The sequence below is a fragment of the Delftia sp. K82 genome (assembly GCF_002193035.1).
In the GTDB taxonomy this organism is placed as follows: domain Bacteria; phylum Pseudomonadota; class Gammaproteobacteria; order Burkholderiales; family Burkholderiaceae_C; genus Comamonas; species Comamonas acidovorans.
The window spans coordinates 2,413,152-2,430,865 of record NZ_MYFL01000001.1; the positions used below are offsets into that span (position 1 = coordinate 2,413,152).

The 17,714-nt window shown below is 64.3% G+C and carries 16 protein-coding genes and 2 pseudogenes; 11 read left to right on the plus strand and 7 right to left on the minus strand.

Annotated elements, in window-relative coordinates; all coding sequences use genetic code 11:
• The 4 genes and pseudogenes from KDK82_RS32735 to KDK82_RS33380 form a co-directional block, all read right to left on the minus strand.
• Positions 1-233: hypothetical protein (locus tag KDK82_RS32735; protein ID WP_179217885.1), on the minus strand; the 233-nt coding region annotated here is incomplete at its 3' end.
• A gap of 163 nt (positions 234-396) precedes the next feature.
• Positions 397-597 carry a hypothetical protein gene (locus KDK82_RS33145; protein ID WP_256974449.1) on the minus strand — a complete coding sequence of 67 codons (201 nt, stop codon included), beginning with the start codon at positions 595-597 and terminating at the stop codon, positions 397-399.
• Positions 598-601: 4 nt separating this feature from the next.
• On the minus strand, positions 602-949 hold the full coding sequence (locus tag KDK82_RS33150; protein ID WP_306417381.1) for an LPD38 domain-containing protein: 348 nt from the start codon (positions 947-949) through the stop codon (positions 602-604).
• 101 nt (positions 950-1,050) lie between these two features.
• Positions 1,051-1,989: pseudogene (locus tag KDK82_RS33380) on the minus strand (LPD38 domain-containing protein); the annotation flags it as partial.
• Between the two features lie 499 nt (positions 1,990-2,488).
• On the opposite strand from KDK82_RS33380, the gene KDK82_RS10700 reads away from it, so the two are divergent.
• Positions 2,489-5,209: an IPTL-CTERM sorting domain-containing protein gene (locus KDK82_RS10700; protein WP_368731463.1), complete on the plus strand. Its 2,721-nt coding sequence runs from the start codon at positions 2,489-2,491 to the stop codon at positions 5,207-5,209.
• Positions 5,210-5,310: 101 nt separating this feature from the next.
• Entirely contained in the window at positions 5,311-5,814 is a 504-nt protein-coding gene (locus KDK82_RS32740; protein ID WP_179217825.1) for a hypothetical protein, read from the plus strand.
• Here the strand turns inward: KDK82_RS32740 and KDK82_RS32990 are convergent.
• Positions 5,733-6,370: pseudogene (locus tag KDK82_RS32990) on the minus strand (site-specific integrase). The gene KDK82_RS32740 and the pseudogene KDK82_RS32990 sit on opposite strands and share 82 nt — an antisense overlap.
• A gap of 94 nt (positions 6,371-6,464) precedes the next feature.
• Positions 6,465-6,713 carry a hypothetical protein gene (locus KDK82_RS32995; RefSeq protein WP_218827071.1) on the minus strand — a complete coding sequence of 83 codons (249 nt, stop codon included), beginning with the start codon at positions 6,711-6,713 and terminating at the stop codon, positions 6,465-6,467.
• Here KDK82_RS32995 and KDK82_RS32000 point away from each other — a divergent pair.
• From KDK82_RS32000 to rsxB, 4 genes are all read left to right on the plus strand, one after another.
• Complete coding sequence (locus KDK82_RS32000; protein ID WP_143343452.1) at positions 6,700-6,900, plus strand: hypothetical protein; 201 nt, start codon at positions 6,700-6,702, stop codon at positions 6,898-6,900. The two genes, KDK82_RS32995 and KDK82_RS32000, sit on opposite strands and share 14 nt — an antisense overlap.
• Positions 6,897-7,907 (plus strand): tRNA dihydrouridine(20/20a) synthase DusA, encoded by a 1,011-nt coding sequence (gene dusA / locus KDK82_RS10715; RefSeq protein WP_088164845.1) that lies wholly within the window; start codon positions 6,897-6,899, stop codon positions 7,905-7,907. The genes KDK82_RS32000 and dusA overlap by 4 nt, the downstream gene beginning before the upstream one ends.
• Before the next feature lie 168 nt (positions 7,908-8,075).
• Positions 8,076-9,449, plus strand: a complete 1,374-nt coding sequence (locus KDK82_RS10720; protein WP_088164846.1) for a polyhydroxyalkanoate depolymerase — start codon at positions 8,076-8,078, stop codon at positions 9,447-9,449.
• A gap of 23 nt (positions 9,450-9,472) precedes the next feature.
• Entirely contained in the window at positions 9,473-10,201 is a 729-nt protein-coding gene (rsxB, locus tag KDK82_RS10725) for an electron transport complex subunit RsxB (protein WP_088164847.1), read from the plus strand.
• Between the two features lie 108 nt (positions 10,202-10,309).
• On the opposite strand, the gene KDK82_RS10730 is transcribed toward rsxB, so the two are convergent.
• The gene (locus KDK82_RS10730; protein ID WP_088164848.1) at positions 10,310-11,848 is read right to left on the minus strand and encodes a methyl-accepting chemotaxis protein; all 1,539 of its coding nucleotides are present in this window, start codon (positions 11,846-11,848) and stop codon (positions 10,310-10,312) included.
• 188 nt (positions 11,849-12,036) lie between these two features.
• On the opposite strand from KDK82_RS10730, the gene dapC reads away from it, so the two are divergent.
• The 5 genes from dapC to prmB all read left to right on the plus strand — a co-directional run bounded on the left by dapC (position 12,037) and on the right by prmB (position 17,713).
• Positions 12,037-13,242 carry a succinyldiaminopimelate transaminase gene (dapC, locus tag KDK82_RS10735; RefSeq protein ID WP_013802542.1) on the plus strand — a complete coding sequence of 402 codons (1,206 nt, stop codon included), beginning with the start codon at positions 12,037-12,039 and terminating at the stop codon, positions 13,240-13,242.
• A gap of 51 nt (positions 13,243-13,293) precedes the next feature.
• Positions 13,294-14,118 (plus strand): 2,3,4,5-tetrahydropyridine-2,6-dicarboxylate N-succinyltransferase, encoded by an 825-nt coding sequence (gene dapD / locus KDK82_RS10740; protein ID WP_012205450.1) that lies wholly within the window; start codon positions 13,294-13,296, stop codon positions 14,116-14,118.
• Positions 14,119-14,298: 180 nt separating this feature from the next.
• Positions 14,299-15,468 carry a PilT/PilU family type 4a pilus ATPase gene (locus KDK82_RS10745; protein ID WP_034393206.1) on the plus strand — a complete coding sequence of 390 codons (1,170 nt, stop codon included), beginning with the start codon at positions 14,299-14,301 and terminating at the stop codon, positions 15,466-15,468.
• Positions 15,469-15,554: 86 nt separating this feature from the next.
• The gene (gene dapE, locus KDK82_RS10750) at positions 15,555-16,715 is read left to right on the plus strand and encodes a succinyl-diaminopimelate desuccinylase (RefSeq protein ID WP_034393204.1); all 1,161 of its coding nucleotides are present in this window, start codon (positions 15,555-15,557) and stop codon (positions 16,713-16,715) included.
• A 20-nt stretch (positions 16,716-16,735) separates the two neighbouring features.
• Positions 16,736-17,713, plus strand: coding sequence for a 50S ribosomal protein L3 N(5)-glutamine methyltransferase (gene prmB, locus KDK82_RS10755; protein ID WP_088164849.1), 978 nt, complete (start codon positions 16,736-16,738; stop codon positions 17,711-17,713).
• Position 17,714 lies beyond the last annotated feature (1 nt).

Here is a 17,714-nt window from a genome sequence, read left to right on the forward strand (position 1 = left end):
GCTGGTGCTGGTGCTGGTGCTTCTTGCTCATCTTCCTCAACCAATTGGTTGAGTAGTTCGACCCCATTACTGTCTATGAGCTTTAACTTTGCGCCCAACAATTGCTTGCTAGTGAAAAGATCAGCACGTTTTGCCCTAAGAGCAAAATCAACCACAAGTGCAGCGGGATTATCTCTGGAAATATCTAAGCCGTTCAAAAAGGCAATTTTATCGGCCAAATCTGAGGTTGCCATATCTTTCTCCTTTTCGTTAAAACGACTGTCACGGTATCACTCAATTATGCCCTCTTGATGAAATAAAATTACATAGGGATAACATGAATTGCATGATTGCACGCACTAAAAATAGTCTATCCATGGAAATGAGCAATCATTATTACCAGACTAAAATAATTGATCAATGCAAAGAATACTCATACGCTTGGTTCAGCAGCCGCATTGAAAGCTCGATCTCCTGATTGATCGCTTTCACCTGATCGCGCTTGCCCGCAGCCTCGCTCGCCTGCACGCTACGGCGGTACTTGCGAAGGTCCGAGATCTTCTTGTCCAGCGCCTTCGCTGCGCCATGAGCCCTGGCCAGCGGCACATCCGCCAGCACGGCATCAGCATGCCTCGCCCCGCTGACCCCGGGCTTTGAACTCGTTCTCGCTGATGTTGATGCGCTTGAGGTTCTCGTAGTAGGCGTTGCTCTGGCCGTTAGCGCCGCGCGTGTTCCCGTAGAGGCGGCCCGCCAGCACGATCTGGTGCGGCGCCAGTTCCTCGCCAGTGAAGGCGAACGTGGTCATGGCCGCGGCCTTGTTCACCTCGCGGCCCACGCCGCCAGTGATCTGCTCCACCAAATACTCGATGGCCTCAGGCGTTGCGCTGACAGCACCGGGTCGCCATTCGTTGCCGCCCGTCGCGGCATTGGCAAAGGAGGCCAGCCAGCGGTAAGGCTTTCGCGGTCGAATCCTTCACCCGGCTCGCGCCTGGCATCGGGTCGTTTGAACTCCGGTCCCCTCGGTAGATCTCCCGGCCTGTCCAATCCTTGTTGCGAGGGCAGCGCGGGATCAAACCAGGTGGGCGATGCCATCTGCCCCAGATCAGCAGACCCGCCCAGCGGGTTGTAGGCATCGAGGGCTAGTACAGCCATGTCCAGGACGTGACCCATTCGGCTCTTGGTCGGATCGTCGTGCACGGCCATCTCCACGATGGTGCGGCCGATGTTGGGGAACACATGGAACCCCAGCGGCAGCGGGATGGCCACGTAATCCTGGCGGCCCAGCGGGATGGCCACGTAATCCTGGCGGCCCAGCGGGATGATGATCGCCCGCTCCTTCACAAACTCGGGGATCTTCTTACATTCGTCGTCGGCGCCATCACCGCCGCCCATCATCAGGTAGCCGGCCATGGCCGACGCCATGCCCAGGGCCACGCCACCCGCCTTCTGCAATGCCTTGGCACGGTCCTTGGGATCGGCATACAGGTCGCGGTAGCCTGTCGTGCCGCAATCGAGCTGCAGTTGTTCCCACAGCTGCGCCCATTGGCCAGTGGGCGCGCCCTCTTCCTTGCGCTCGCGGCGCAGCTCCTTGTAGATCGCGCGCGTGTTGCGCCGGATGTTGCGGAACACCTCGGCCTGCTTGCCAGCCAGCGGCGTGGTGGACAGTTGCAGCATGGCGCCCTGCAGGTCGCGCGCCAGGTTCATGACGCCGAACACCGGGTTGTACTGAGTGTTGACGGATGCGAACCAGCACGTGATCAAGGCCGCGCCCCGCGTGAACCTGTCCAGCTCCATGGCGTCCATGTTCTTCATGGCTATGGCCAGGCGCGCGGCTTTCTCGTTGCGCTCGTTGAGCACGATGTACTGGTCTTTGCCGCCTATCCGCACGGACACAACATTGGCGCGCAGCTTCGCCGCGTGGTCCACCATCGTGCGCACCAGGCCGGTAGCCGGACATGCCGTTGCCCGCGCCAGCCGCGTCGTCGTTGCTCTCTTCCTCCACTTCCGCATCGAGAGGGAAGCGACCCAGGGCCGCCAGCGCTGCTGCGTTGTCGGTGTCAGGGTCGTACTTGTCGTCGTCTTCCATGGCCTCGCGCTCGGCGTCGGACAGGAGGCTCAGGTGGTCGTCGTTCAAGCTCATGTGTGCGTCCTTACGTGGTTTGAATCACGGCAGGTTGGCAGGCTTGGTACGAGTGGGGAACATCGTGAAAAATCCGCCGACAACCATCCTTACCCAACGACGCTGGCCATTTGCACAGAGAAATCAGTGATAGGAAAATATACTTTTTATTACTAAAATCACTGAGCGCTACTCTAACCATTGACAACAACGAGTGCATTCAAGCCACGTTTTTTCGCGACTTGATCTCATCCATTGAGAAGAATTTCTCAATAGCAAAAGCATTCTTCCAAATCTAAAACCAGGTAATTAGCTATGGCCTACATGATAAAAATTCCGCAAAAAAAACGGCTCTTACCTTGGTTTTTCCGAGGGATCGCCGTTTTTTTTATGCAGTTGTTCTTGCTGCTGACTTGCGCGCATGCCGCAGCTCCGGTTATCACGAACCCAGCCTCAGGAAGCACGCTACCGACCATCGCCGTAGGACAGTCCATGAGCATCACCATATCGTCCATAGGGGGCACAATGCCTTTGGACATGTGGGTAGAGTGTGACGCAGAGGATCCAAGCTATGACGGAGTGACGCCTTGCCTCCCGCCAGGACTCATACTGGACCCTTCGCCAGGCTCGGCGACCACGCTCTTGCATGGCACCCCCACCACAGCCGGCGCGTATACCTTCAGCATCACTCTGAATGACGGCCACAACGACGGTGGTGTGGCCACGTATCACCTGTTGGTCACCAGTTCCGCTACGCCCATGCTGACGAACGTCGCCCCCGACAGCGGCAGTATCGCCGGCAGCACCTCGGTCACGCTCACCGGTACCAATCTGACGGGCGCCACTGCAGTCAGCTTCGGAGGTACAGCTGCCTTGGGCTACACCGTCAACAACGCCACCACAATTACGGCCACCACGCCGGCCCATGCGGCAGGCGCTGTGAATGTTTCGGTCACTACGCCTGGCGGTTCGGCCACTCTTACCAATGGATATACCTACAACGTGCCGGTGCCTGTTGCAGGGGCAGTGAGTGCCATGGTCGCAGCCAACAGCAGTGCCAACCCCATCACACTGAGCCTCAGTGGCGGCACCGCCACCAACGTGGCAGTCGCCAGCGCAGCCAGTCACGGCACTGCAACGGCCAGCGGGACCAGCGTCACTTACACACCGACGGCAGGTTATTCGGGCTCAGACAGCTTCACCTATACCGCCACCAATGTCAGCGGCACCTCCAGCCCGGCCACGGTGTCCATCACGGTCAGTGCCCCGACCCTTGCCATAGCCCCGGCCAGCCTGCCCAACGGCTTCGTCAATTTCCCCTACAACGGCACCGTTTCGGCATCGGGGGGCACTTTGCCCTACACCTACGCAATTACCTCTGGAAGTCTTGTTCCCGGACTGAGCCTGAATACCTCAACCGGAGAGATCATCGGCACTCCTTTCGCCAGTGGCACCTCCAACCTGACCATTACCGCCACAGATGCCAACAGTGCCACGGGATCAAGAATCTACAACTTCGTGATCGCACCCCAGGCGCCTGTCGCTGGACCAGTAAGCGCCACATTAGCAGCCAACAGCAGTTCCAATCCCATCATGCTGAATCTCAGCGGCGGCGCTGCTGCCAGTGTGGCGGTCGCAAGCGCTGCCAGCCACGGCACTGCCACGGCCAGCGGGACCAGCATCACTTACACACCCACGGCAGGCTACTCAGGCCCGGACAGCTTCACCTATTCCGCCACCAATGCCACAGGCACTTCCAGCCCGGCCACGGTATCCATCACCGTCAGCGCTCCGACAATTGCGCTAACTCCTACCAGCCTGCCCAACGGCACGACCGGCTCAAGCTACAGCACCACCTTGTCTGCCTCCGGTGGCATGGCGCCCTACTCCTACACCATTACCGCCGGCACTCTTCCCGTCGGGCTGAGCCTGACCGTCTCTACCGGACTGATCAGCGGCACGCCCTCCTCCAGTGGTACCACCAACCTGACCATCACGGCCACAGATGCCAACAGCGCCACGGGATCAAGAGCCTACACATTTACAATCAATGCCCAAGCGCCCGTCGCCGGCGCCGTCAGCGCCACGGTTGCTGCCAACAGCAGTGCCAACCCCATCACATTGAACCTTAGCGGCGGCGCCGCCACTAGCGTGGCCATCGCCAGCGCAGCCAGCCACGGCACTGCCACGGCCAGCGGGACCAGCATCACTTACACACCTACGGCAGGCTACTCAGGCCCGGACAGCTTTACCTATACCGCCACCAATGCCACAGGCACCTCCAGCCCGGCCACGGTATCCATCACCGTCAGTGCCCCGACATTGGCTGTGGCGCCTGCTTCCCTGAACGCAGGGCTCCAAGGCACCACATATAGCGCCACGGTCAGCGCGTCGGACGGCACCGCGCCCTACAGCTACACCATTAGCTCAGGCAGCCTTCCAGCCGGTCTGACCCTCAATACATCGACGGGCACCATCAGCGGAATCCCGTCCTCCAGCGGCACCAGCAGCTTTACGGTGACGGCCACGGATGCCAACGGTGCCACAGGCTCACGGGCCTATTCGGTAGCTGTGACAGCACCGGTCGCCGAAACCGTACCGCTGCCCGGCAACGCAGGCAATGCGTCCGTACTGGTCACCAGCACCCAGGCGGGTTGCACGGTGTCCCCCGGGACCCTTCGCATCAGCGCCTCGGGCATTCCCAGTGCCCCGGCAAATGCATCCTTCCCAGTGGGTGCGCTGTTCTTCAGTACCACCGGCTGCGCAGGCGCCAAGCTCCAGGTGCAGGTGGGCTACCCGGCCGGCAGCCTGGCGGGGTTGACGATGCAAAAATATGGACCCCACGGCCAGCCGCCCATGCAAATCGGCTGGTTCACGCCGCCGGACCTGGCTGTCAATGGCAATTCGGTGAGCTACAGCGTCACGGATGACGGTGAGGGCGACAACGAGACCACTGTCCCGGGCATGATCACGGATCCTTTCGCGCCCATGCTGCTGGCGGCACCTGCAGCTTCGCATGCAATTCCCACGATTTCTGAATGGGGCCTCATCGTGCTGTCAGCGCTGATGTCAATTTTCGGACTGGCAAGAATGCGGCGACGACAAGTCTGAGACACAAGCCACCTCCGGGTGGCTTTTCCTTTTGCCCGCCCGCGCGCTCGTCAACGCGACGTGTTGGGCCAGGAATCACTCATCAGGGCTGCATCAGTTGCATGCCCATCAGCCTTTGCTGCCATATCCGCATACGCTGCGCGGCAGTCTTCAAATACGACTCCGAAGGCAGTGGCGTACTCAAGGACGGCGGCGGGGGGAGCGTTGGCAAGTCGGCGGGCAGCATCTGCGGATTGCTCGCGCAGGCTGTAAGAGACAGTGCGCAGGTCATCAAGCTCACGGCGCAGCAGCGCCTCGCGGGTTCGAGCGGCATTCAGCGCCTCCTGGTAGTTGGTGTTGATGGACTGCTCTGCGCGGCGCACTCGGGCGTCGGCCGCGCGCTGGGCTGTGCTGACAGCCAGCTTTTCGCCTGCAGCTGCAGTGCGGGCCTCGGCCAGGTCAGCGCCCAGGCGAGCGCCCTGTTAGCTCCAGGCCAAGAAGGCGGCCAGACTGGCGGCGACCAGATGGGTGATGGAGCGCACGCTCATTGCTGTACGTCCATGCTTGCGGCATACCGCTTCAACGTGGCCCAGCTTTCATGCAATGTGAACTGGGCAACCTCCTGAATGCTGTATCCCTTCTCGAAAAGCCTGCTCGTCGCCTCATGGCGCAAGTCGTGGAAGTGAAGATCCTCGATACCAAGGACATGGCAAGCACGCGTGAATGCGGCTCCGACTGATCTGTTGTTGTAGGGGAAGACGAATTCCGCCCCTCTTCCCTCAACTGACTTTTGATGATGTCGGCTGCCGCCTTGAGCACCCGGAAGCACTGCCGGTTGCCCTTCTTCATGCGGGGGTGCTTCACGTCATCCAGCCACTCAACCCCCTTCTCGAAATCCACATCGTCCCAACGCAGGCGACATATCTCCTCCTGTCGCCGTGCCGTGAGCAGCGCGAACTGCATGATGTCGCACATGGGGATCGACGCCCGGCCGTCGCGGCTGGCGAAGTGCTCCAGCAGCCTGGCCTCTTCCTCGGGCAGCAGCCGGCGCGAGCGCTGAGCCGGCTTGGCGATCACACGCGTTCGCAGCAGCTCGGACTTGGCACGGTCCAGCACCTGCAGCGGCGCATCGACGCCGCGCGCGGCCGAAGCATGCAGGAAGATCTGGCGCAGCCACACCATGTCATTGAGCACGGGGTGGCGGGGCCGGCCTCGTCTTCCGTGCGCCGCTTCTTGGTGTAGCCCATCAGATCCTGCACCGTGAGCTTGGTGACCTTTAGGCGGCCCGACCAGAGGCCTGCAGGCGCGCGATGTCGGCCTTTTTGCTACGGCCCCACTCAGTCACGTTTTCGGCTGCGCTGACATAATCCCGTAGTAGCTCCCCCACTGAAACTTTCTTGTGTAGAGCCTGGCCAGAAGCGCGCTCCTGCTCCAGCTCGTACTCCCGCCGGCGCAGCCACTCGCTGGCCAGCACTTTCCGACGGTAGGTCTGGCTTTCGCGGTGGACGAACGTGCCGTTCTCCATCAGCCGGATCTGTGCGGTGCAGGCAAGCGAGCAAGCAAGCCGTGTGCGCTTGCGTGAAGTGATGGTCCCATCTGTTTTGCTACAGGTGAAGGATGTAGCAAAGCCAGCGAGAAAATCAGCAAAAACGGGGTTGGATGGCGAAGAATCAGGCAACGACGCCAGAGCAAAAACCCAATCAGATCAATGACAAACGTAGAAAATCAAGCACCTGCCAGCATGTGGCGCATGTCCGTGGCGCCCATGATGGACTGGACCGACAAACACTGCCGCTACCTGCACCGGCTTCTGAGCCGCCACACCTTGCTCTACACAGAGATGGTGACGACGGGCGCTCTGCTGCATGGGGATGTGCCGCGGCATCTGCGTTTCGAGGCCGAGGAGCATCCGGTGGCGCTGCAACTCGGCGGCAGCGAGCCTTCCGATCTGGCGCAGGCCGCGCGGCTGGGGGCCCAGTGGGGGTATGACGAGATCAACCTCAATTGCGGCTGCCCCAGCGAGCGGGTGCAGCTCGGCGCGTTTGGCGCATGCCTGATGAACGAGGCGCCGCTGGTGGCCGATTGCGTGAAGGCGATGGTGGATGTGGTGGATGTGCCCGTCACGGTGAAGCACCGCATTGGCATCGACAAGGATGAGAGCTACGAGTTCGTGCGCGACTTCGTGGGCACGGTGGCCGATGCGGGCTGCCGCGTGTTCATCGTGCATGCCCGCAATGCCTGGCTCAAGGGCCTGTCGCCCAAGGAAAACCGCGAGATCCCGCCGCTGCGCTACGAGATCGTGGCCCGGCTCAAGCATGATTTTCCGGAACTGACCATTGCCATCAACGGCGGCATCAAGGCCGATGCCACGGTGCAGGGACTGCTGCAGCAGGTCGATGGCGTGATGGTGGGCCGCGAGGCCTATCACAACCCCTGGTGGCTGGCCTCGTGGGATGCGCTTTACTACGGCGATGCGAGCGTGGAGCACACACGCGAGTCCATCGAGGAGCAGATGGTGGCCTATATGGAGCGCGAGGCGCGCACGCATGGCACGCACTGGTACTCCATCGCACGGCATATGTTGGGGTTGCGCAACGGGCTGGCGGGGGCGCGCCGCTGGCGTCAGGTGTGGAGCAATCACCAGCTCAAGCAATTGCCGCCTTCAGAGGTGATGCGGCTTGCGCGCACCAAACCGGCCGAGGCGGCGCTTGCCGCCTAGCGCAGAGCACTGCATTGCAGGATGGCCAGGGCTGAGGCGGCCGCTCGCCCAGGCCTATCGGTAAAAACTATCACTTACGCGACAGCATCAAAGGGGTTTTACTACCAATTTTCTTAGCTTGCTGCTGATATATTGCACTGCAACATATCCAAACAACCCCTTGTATCCATGCTCTATCAGCTCTACGAAATCCAGCGCGCCATGGTCGAGCCCTTTGCCGATTTCGCGCAAGCTGCAGCCAAGCTCTACAGCAACCCCCACTCGTTGCTGAGCCAAGGTCCGATGTCCCAGCGCATGGCCGCCGGGTTCGATCTGTTCTATCGCCTTGGCAAGGATTACGAGAAGCCCGAATTCAACCTGCACAGTGTGGATGTGGGCGGCGTTGACGTGACCATCCGCGAGCGCGTCGAAGTGGACAAGCCGTTTTGCGAGCTGCGCCGCTTCAAGCGCTTCTCCGACGACACCGATACGCTGCAGACCATGCTGAGCCAGCCCGTGGTGCTGATCGTGGCGCCGCTGTCGGGCCACTACGCCACGCTGCTGCGCGATACGGTGCAAAGCATGCTGGGCGGCCACAAGGTCTACATCACCGACTGGAAGAACGCCCGCCTGGTGCCCTTGGCCGATGGCGAGTTCCACCTCGACGACTACGTGAACTATGTGCAGGAGTTCATCCGCTACCTGCAGGGCAAGTACGGCCAGTGCCACGTGGTCAGCGTCTGCCAGCCCACGGTGCCGGTGCTGGCTGCCGTGTCGCTGATGGCCAGCCGTGGCGAGACGCCCCCGCTGTCCATGACCATGATGGGCGGCCCCATCGACGCGCGCCGCTCGCCGACCTCGGTGAACAACCTGGCGCAGAACCGCAGCTTCGAGTGGTTCGAGAACAACGTGATCTACCGCGTGCCCGAAGGCTATCCGGGCGTAGGCCGCCGCGTGTACCCCGGCTTCCTGCAGTACTCGGGCTTCGTGGCCATGAATCCGGACCGCCACGCCAATAGCCACTACGACTACTTCAAGGACCTGATCAAGGGTGACGACGCCAGCGCCGAGCATCACCGCAAGTTCTATGACGAGTACAACGCCGTGCTCGACATGGATGCCGACTACTACCTCGAGACCATCGCCACGGTGTTCCAGGACTACAAGCTGGTCCATGGCACCTGGGAAGTGCGTTCGCCCGAAGGCCAGGCCGAGCTGGTGCGCCCGCAGGACATCAAGGGCAGCGCCCTGCTGACCGTCGAAGGCGAGCTGGACGACATCTCCGGCTCCGGCCAGACACGGGCTGCGCACGATCTGTGCACGGGCATTGCCGCGGACCAGCGCAGGCACCTTGAAGTGCCGGGCGCGGGACACTACGGGATTTTCAGCGGCAGGCGCTGGAGAGAGATCGTCTACCCGCAGGTGCGCGAGTTCATCAGTGCCCACCAGCCCGAAAGCGCCACGGCCGCCAGCGCTGCAGGTCACACCAGCAGCCTGAGCGATGACGCGCCCTCGGCCACCGAGCAGCCGCGCAAGCGCGGTGCCAAGGTGCAGGCAGGCTGAGCACCGAGCAAGCCCGGCACGCCATGTCCGCCTTCGCAATCCTTGCCCGCGACGATCTGGCAGCACGCATAGACGCGGCGCTGCCGCAGACGCAGTGCACGCGTTGCGGCTACCCCGACTGCGCCAGCTATGCCCAGGCCGTGGCCTCGGGCGAGGCCGGCATCAACCAGTGCCCCCCCGGGGGCGCTGCGGGAGTGGAGAGGCTGGCTGCACTGACGGGCCGGCCCGCTGTCCCACTGAGCGCCGAGCACGGCACGGAAGCCCCGCGCACCGTGGCCGTGATCGACGAGGCCTGGTGCATCGGTTGCACCCTGTGCATCAAGGCCTGCCCCACGGATGCCATCCTGGGCGCCAACAAGTTCATGCATACGGTGATCGCAGCCCACTGCACGGGCTGCGAGCTGTGCATCCCCGTCTGTCCCGTGGACTGTATCGAGCTGCACAACGCCAGCGGCCCGGCCACAGGCTGGTCTGCCTGGAGCCCCCAGCAGGCCGAGCATGCGCGACAGCGCTATGTGCTGCGCCGAGAGCGTGAACAGGAGCGTGAACAGGAGCGCGAACGCCTGGGTGCCGCCCGGGCGCAGACGCCTCTTGCATTGGGGGAGCAGGAAATGGCCGACGACGCCAGCCCTTCCACGCCCTGCCCGGCGCCCCCGCTGGCGACCGACAGCAAGCAAGCCACCATCGCAGCCATCCTTGCCCGCGCACGTGCCCAGCGTGCGGGTGGCGCCTCAACGCCCAAAGGGCATTGAGTGGATGTGGGCGGGCAGCGAGACCCGCCTACGCCCGCCAGTACAAGCCTATGGATGCCCATAGATGGTCATAGATCGCCATAGGCACCCACGCAGGCCGTAGCAGGCCTACGCAGCCAGCGCCAGGCTCTTGTAGACCCCGCAACCCCAGTACAGCCCGCCATGCTTGCAGACGAAGGACATCTTGGTCTGTACCTGTTGCGTGGCAGGGTTTCTGAAGTCGTACTCCACCCAGCCTGGGCCGCGCTCGGCCTGGGCAATGATGTCGGCCAGCAGTTGTTCACCCCGCACGCCTGGCAGCTCCTGCACACGCACGCCCACACGCGCAGGGTTGCCGCCGAAGGCGCGGTAGCTGCCGTCAGCGGCCAGGGCGAAAACGTACATATCGCGGTCATGGAAGGGCTGGCCGGGGTCGTTCACGGCGGCCAGCAGTGCCTCGGTGGCCACGCCGCGCCGCGCCAGGCCCAGGGCCGACTCGACCAGGGCCACGGCTTCCTCCGCCGTGCCCTGCTGCAGCCGAAAGCGCGACACCGCCCCTGACAGCATCTGCGCGCGCTGCTGCAGCGCGCGTGCCTGGTCCAGCGCGTGGCCCACCATCTGCGCGTTGTGCTGGGTGATCTCGTCGATCTGGTGCACGGCGCGGCTGATCTCGGCCAGGCCCGTGCTCTGGCTGCCGGTCGATTGCGAGAGCTCGCCCATGTGCTCGGCCACCCGGCGGATGCCTTCGGTCACGCGCTCCATGCCACGCCCGGCCGTGCGAATCAATTCGGTGCTGTGCTCCACCTGGGTCAAGGCATCGCCAATCAGGTGGCGAATCTCGCGCGCCGCCTCTGCCGAGCGGCCGGCCAGGGAGCGCACCTCGCTGGCCACCACGGCAAAGCCTCGGCCCTGCTCGCCAGCCCGTGCGGCCTCCACGGCGGCATTGAGCGCGAGGATATTGGTCTGGAAAGCAATGCCGTCGATCACGCCGATGATCTCCCGCATGCGCCCGGCGCTGTTCTCAATGGTCTCCACCGACTCCACGGCGCGGCCCATGGCCACCACGCCTTCATCAGCGGCACCGCGCACGGCGCTGGCCTGGTGGTGGACCACGCCCACCACATCGGCGTTGTGCTGCACGGCGCTGCTCAACTGCTCCACGCTGACCACGGTCTGGGCCAGGTTGGTGGCCTGCAGCTCGGTGCGATCGGACAGCGCCTGGTGCTCGTTCACCAATTGCTGCCCGGCCTGCGCCACCAGGGCCGCGTTGCTGCGCACATCGGCCACCATGCCCGACAGCGAGGTGACCATGCCTCCCAGCAGCGCCTTGGGCGTCTGGACAGCACCAGCGCCCTCCTGCGAGGCGGCCGCCTCCACGGTCACGCGCTGGCTCAGGTCGCCCTGGGCGATGCCCTGCATGGCCTGCTGCAGCAATTCGCGCTCGCCGATCACCCGCGACCAGAGCCTGTGCATGCCGCCCAGCAACAGCCCGGCCCACAGCAGCAAGGCACCCCAAACCCAGGGCCCCAAGCCCGCCGAACCGGCCACCAACGCCAGCGGCGGCCCCGCCAATGCCCACATGGCGCATACAAGGAAGCCGGCCCCGGGGCCGGATGTATGCTTACGATGCCTGTTTCCCACTTTTTCCATGCCAGCGCCTGCCTGCATAGCTGATTGCCTCTCTAGTCATTGGTATCTGGAATTCACCGTTCACGAGGCCCCGCCACACGAGATGGCATGGCCCCAGTCGAGACCATGCCAGAATAGGTAACAGAATGCAAAAAAGCCAGCGTGCAGACCCGCAGTCCCCTGTGACAACGACATGCCGAAAGCGCATCAATCCATAATGCGAGCCCATGAATCCCCTGCTCTCCCGACTCCAGCCCTACCCGTTTGAGCGTCTTCGCAAACTGTTCGCCGGGGTCCAGCCACCGGCGGGCGTGCGCCCCATCAGCCTTGGCATCGGAGAGCCCCGCCATGCCACGCCGGCGTTCATTGAACAGGCACTGAGCGCCGACCTCGGCGGCCTGGCCAAGTACCCGGCCACGGCGGGCGAGCCCGCGCTGCGCGAGGCCTGCGCCCAATGGGCTCGCCAGCGCTATGGCATTGCCCTGGACGCCGCTACCCAGGTGCTGCCCGTCAACGGCTCGCGCGAGGCACTGTTTGCCTTCACCCAGGTGGTGGTGGATGCCAGCCAGGACGGCGCGCGCGTGATTTGCCCCAACCCGTTCTATCAAATCTACGAAGGCGCCACCCTGCTGGCCGGCGCCCAGCCGTACTACGCGCCCAGCGACGCCGCACGCAACTTCGCGGTGGACTGGGACAGCGTGCCCGCCGACGTGTGGGAAAAGACCCAGCTGATCTTCGTGTGCTCGCCCGGCAACCCCACGGGCGCGGTGATGCCGCTGGCCGAGTGGGAAAAGCTGTTTGCCCTGTCCGACCGCTACGGCTTCGTGATCGCCAGCGACGAGTGCTACAGCGAGATCTATTTCGACGGCACCGCCCCCCTGGGTGGCCTGGAAGCCGCACAGCGCCTGGGCCGCACGGACTACAAAAACCTGCTGATGTTCACCAGCCTGTCCAAGCGCAGCAATGTGCCGGGCCTGCGCAGCGGTTTCGTGGCGGGCGATGCAGCCCTGATCAAGGCCTTCCTGCTGTACCGCACCTACCACGGCGGTGCCATGAGCCCCGTGGTGCAGACGGCCAGCATGGCGGCCTGGGCCGACGAGGCCCATGTCGAGGAAAACCGCCGCCTGTACCGCGAAAAATTCAACCAGGTCACGCCCGTGCTGGCGCGCGTGATGGATGTGCGCCTGCCCGACGCAAGCTTCTACCTCTGGGCTGGCATTCCCGAATCGCTGGGCCTGGACGACGCCGACTTTGCACGCGAGCTGTATGCCGCCACCGGCGTGACCGTGCTGCCCGGCAGCTACCTGGCGCGCGAAGCCAATGGCCGCAACCCCGGCGCCGGGCGCGTGCGCATGGCCCTGGTGGCCGAGACCGCAGAATGCCTGGAAGCCGCACAGCGCATTGCACAGTTCATAGAATCGCGCCAGCGCTGAGACAGCCCTGCGCTCCCCTTTCCTCACAAACCCTTTGATCACCAAAGCCATATGACGCAACAGCTGCAATCCATCATCGACACCGCCTGGGACAACCGTGCCAGCCTCTCCCCCGCTGCCGCCCCCAAGGAAGTGACCGAGGCCGTGGACCACGTGATCGAAGCCCTGAACAACGGCCAGTTGCGCGTGGCCACGCGCGAAGGCGTGGGCCAGTGGACCGTGCACCAGTGGATCAAGAAGGCCGTGCTGCTGTCCTTCCGCCTCAAGGACAACGTGCTGATGCAGTCCGGCGACCTGAACTTCTTCGACAAGGTCCCCACCAAGTTCGCCGGCATGACCGAGGCCGAGATCGCCGCCACCGGCGTGCGCGTGGTGCCCCCGGCCGTGGCCCGCCGCGGCAGCTTCGTTGCCAAGGGCGCGATCCTGATGCCTTCCTACGTGAACATCGGCGCCTATGTGGACGAAGGCACCATGGTTGACACCTGGGCCACCGTGGGCTCCTGCGCCCAGGTCGGCAAGAACGTGCACCTGTCCGGCGGCGTGGGCCTGGGCGGCGTGCTGGAGCCGCTGCAGGCCAACCCGACCATCATCGAGGACAACTGCTTCATCGGCGCGCGTTCCGAGATCGTCGAAGGCGTGATCGTGGAAGAGAACTCCGTGATCTCCATGGGCGTGTACATCGGCCAGTCCACCCCCATCTATGACCGTGCGACCGGCGAGACCAGCTATGGCCGCGTGCCTGCCGGCTCGGTGGTGGTGTCGGGCAACCTGCCCAAGGACAACGGCCGCTACAGCATGTACGCCGCCATCATCGTCAAGAAGGTCGATGCCAAGACACGCTCCACCACGAGCCTGAACGACCTGCTGCGCGATTGATCCGCATCCGCACCGCGCCAAAGGCGTGGTTGCGGCGCCAAAACATCCCCTGTTCAGGGGATGGAGCAAGGCATACTCTCGAGGGCGTCCCCGGCCACCAGGCAGCGGACGCCCGTTTCACGTCACAAGAGCGTGCAGACGATCCAAGAACAGCGGCAGTACACGAATTTGGGGGAAAACATGGGCACGATGGAGAGGATTTTGCGCCTGATGGGCGAGAAGCAGGCGTCCGACGTCTACCTGGCGGTCAACGCGCCGGCGCTGATCAAGATCAACGGCGAATGCGTGCCCATCAACAACCAGCTGCTGCCGCCCGACGCGCCGCGCAGCCTGCTGGCCGAGATCGTGCCGGCCGAACGCCTGCAGGAACTGGACGAAACGGGCGAGCTCAACATGGGCGTGCCGCTGCGCGGCGTGGGGCGTTTTCGCGTCAGCGCCATGCACCAGCGCGGCAGCTGCGCCGTGGTGATCCGCTTCATCGCCCAACACATTCCGGCCATGGACACGCTGAACCTGCCGCCCGTGCTGGGCGAGCTGATCATGCAAAAGCGCGGCCTGCTGCTGGTCGTGGGCTCCACGGGCTCTGGCAAGAGCACGACGCTGGCCTCGATGATCGATGCGCGCAACGAAAAGCTCACGGGCCACATCCTCACCATCGAGGACCCCATCGAATACCAGTTCCGCAACAAGCGCTCCATCGTCAACCAGCGCGAAGTGGGCTCGGACACGGCATCGCTGCAGATCGCGCTCAAGAATGCGCTGCGGCAGGCCCCCGACGTGATCCTGATCGGCGAAATCCGCGACCGCGAGACCATGTCCTCGGCCATGGGCTTTGCGCAGTCGGGCCACCTGTGCTTGGCCACGCTGCACGCCAACAACAGCTACCACGCGCTCAACCGCATCCTGTCCTTCTTCCCCGAGGAAATCCGCCCCACCATGCTGGGCGAGCTGTCGGCTGCACTCAAGGGCGTGATCTCCCAGCGCCTGGTTCGCACCGTGGACGGCGGCCGCATGCCGGCCGTCGAGGTCATGCTCAACACCAAGCTGATCGCCGACCTGATCGAGCGCGGCAACTTCTCGGGCGTCAAGGAGGCCATGGAAAAATCCATGGCCGAAGGCTCGCAGACCTTTGAAGAGGCGCTGGCGCAGCTGGTCCGCTCCGGCCGCATCGACCGCGCCGAAGCCCTGGCCTTCGCCGATTCGCCCACCAACCTGATGTGGCGCCTGGAAAACGACGTGGTCAAGGCCAGCCATGCAGCGCAGTCCAGCCAGTTCGCCGAACTGGCCACGCCCGGCGAGGACGACATGCCCTCGTTCACGGAAATCATGCTGGAAGTCAAGCCGAACTGATCGGCCAGCCCCGCAGCGTTCACAATGTCGGAGCACGCTGGCGGCAGCCGGCCCTCCGACTTTTTTGTTTTTTGATTCCACCCACCATGTCCCGCACCCTGCAACTGACCGAGCAGCTGATCAGCCTGCCCTCCGTCACTCCCGAAGACGCCGGCTGCCTTGAACTCCTGGCCGATGCCCTGCAGCCCATGGGCTTTGCCTGCGAGCGCATCGACAGCGGCCCCGACAGCTTTCGCGTGCGCAACCTCTGGGCCCGGCGCTCCGGAACAGGCGCCGACCGGCCCGTGCTGGTCTTTGCCGGCCATACCGACGTGGTGCCCACCGGCCCGCTGGAACAGTGGAGCAGCCCGCCCTTCGTGCCCACGCACCGCGACGGCAAGCTGTACGGCCGCGGCGCCAGCGACATGAAGACCTCCATCGCCGCCTTCGTCGTGGCACTGGAGGAATTCCTGGCCGAGACACCGGCCCCCTCCTTCGACATTGCCCTGCTGCTGACCAGCGACGAGGAAGGCCCCTCGGTGGACGGCACCAAGGTCGTGGTCGAGCTGCTGCGCGAGCGCGGCGAGCGCCTGGACTGGTGCATCGTCGGCGAGCCCACCTCGGTGGAACGCACGGGCGACATGATCAAGAACGGCCGCCGGGGCACCATGAGCGGTCGCCTCACGGTCAAGGGCATCCAGGGCCACATCGCCTACCCACAGCTGGCGCGCAACCCCATCCACCAGGCCCTGCCGGCCCTGGCCGAACTGGCCGCCACGCGCTGGGACGAGGGCAATGCCTTCTTCCCGCCCACCAGCTGGCAGATCAGCAACATGCATGGCGGCACGGGCGCATCCAACGTCATTCCCGGCCATGTGACCATCGACTTCAACTTCCGCTTCTGCACCGAGTCCACGGCCGAATCGCTGCAGCAGCGCGTGCACGCCGTGCTGGACCGCCACGGGCTGGAGTACGAGCTGGCCTGGACCATTGGCGGCCAGCCCTTCCTGACCACGCCGGGCACGCTGGTGAACGCCGTGCAGGCGGCCATCCGCGCCGAGACCGGCCTGGAGACCGAGCTGTCCACCACGGGCGGCACCAGCGACGGCCGCTTCATCGCCCAGATCTGCAGCCAGGTCGTGGAGGTGGGCCCGCCCAACGCCAGCATCCACAAGATCGACGAGCACATCGTGGTGGCCGACATCGAGCCCATCAAGAACATTTACCGCCGCACGCTCCAGGAGCTGCAGCGACAGCAGGCCGTCTGAATGCGACCAAGGAGCCGACGATGACATCCGCCCCCACCCCTGCCAATATTCCCGCCATCTCGGGCAGCACCATCGCCGACCTCGTGGCCTCCGGGGCCGCAGCGCTCACGGCGGCCGGCGTGGCTTTCGGCCACGGCACGGCCACTGCCGAAGACGAAGCGGCCTGGCTCACGCTGTGGAAGCTGGGCCTGCCGCTGGACAGCGAACTGGCGCCCGGCGCGCCCGAATCCCTGGCCGACCAGGCCGTCAGCGCCCAGCAGCAGGCCGAAGTGGCCGAGCTGTTCGCAGAGCGCATCCGAACGCGCAAGCCCGCCGCCTACCTCACGCGCGAGGCCTGGCTGCAGGGCGTGCCCTTCTACGTGGACGAGCGCGCCATCGTGCCGCGCAGCTTCATTGCCGAGCTGCTGGCCGACGGCAGCATCGACGGCTGGCTGTCCGACCGCACGCGCCGCGTGCTGGACCTGTGCACCGGCAACGGCAGCCTGGCCTGCCTGGCGGCCATGGCCTGGCCCGAAGTCGAGGTCACGGGCGCCGACATCTCGACCGACGCACTGGCCGTGGCGCGCATCAACGTGGACCGCCATGAACTCGCCGAGCGCGTGCAGCTGCTGGAAAGCGATGGCCTGGCCGCCCTGCCCGGCCCCTGGGACCTGGTGCTGTGCAACCCGCCCTATGTGAATGCCGACAGCATGTCGCGCCTGCCCGCCGAATACCAGGCCGAGCCCGAACTGGCCCTGGCCGGCGGCGCCGACGGCATGGACTTCATCCGCCGCCTGCTGCTGGACCTGCCGTCACGTCTGGCCAAGGAAGGCGTGGTCGTGCTGGAAATCGGCAATGAAAAGGACTTCTTCGAAGCTGCCTTCCCCGACCTGCCCGTGTTCTGGCTGGACACCAGCTCGGGCGACGAGCAGGTGCTGCTGATCACCCAGGAGGCGCTGCGCGCCTGGACCGAAGGCGACATCGAGGCCCTGCGCCCCACCTACCGCCCCCTGGGCTGAG